General features: G+C 79.6%; 1 protein-coding gene and 1 pseudogene. Both read left to right on the plus strand.

Features of this window, described 5'->3' with window-relative positions:
- A pseudogene (locus GTW08_RS13920) lies at positions 1-255 on the plus strand (hypothetical protein); the annotation flags it as partial.
- A 56-nt stretch (positions 256-311) separates the two neighbouring features.
- On the plus strand, positions 312-500 hold a 189-nt coding region (locus GTW08_RS13925), incomplete at its 3' end, for a hypothetical protein (RefSeq protein WP_161152012.1).

A 500-nucleotide genomic window follows, 5' to 3' on the forward strand; every position in this document is an offset into this window, starting at 1 on the left:
TCCGGCGACGGGCCGGTCCGCTTCCGCGCGCACCGCGCCGCCGCACCGTGCCGCTGGATGGACACCGAGATCGGCGACGGCGCGTGGGCGGCGCTGCGCGGCCGGGGCGGTGTCCGCTGCGAGCCCCTCGACGACGGCGTGCTCCGCCTCGGGTCGGCCGAGCTGACGATCCTGGAACCGGCGGCAGCCGTACCGCCGGACGCCGGGCACGGACCGTCCGGCGGGATGTCCCCGCCGTCCGCCGCGACGACGTAACAGCAGGTGGGAGCAGTGCGAGCCTACCGGCGTCGGCCCCGCAGGAGGTGACGCCGATGCCGCTGGTCCCGCACCCCCGCCGCCCCGACGCGCCACCGGCCGTGCCGGCGCAGGCGGGCGTCCTCGTCCACCGGGGTCTGCCCGGGGACCGGGCGACCTGGGCACGCCGGGCAGGCCGGATCGGCGGGCTCCTGGTCGCCCTGGCCGACGCCGAGTCCGGCGGGCTGGAGCTGCCCCCGTCGCTG

The sequence above is a fragment of the Pseudonocardia sp. SID8383 genome, from assembly GCF_009864975.1.
Lineage (GTDB): Bacteria > Actinomycetota > Actinomycetes > Mycobacteriales > Pseudonocardiaceae > Pseudonocardia > Pseudonocardia alni.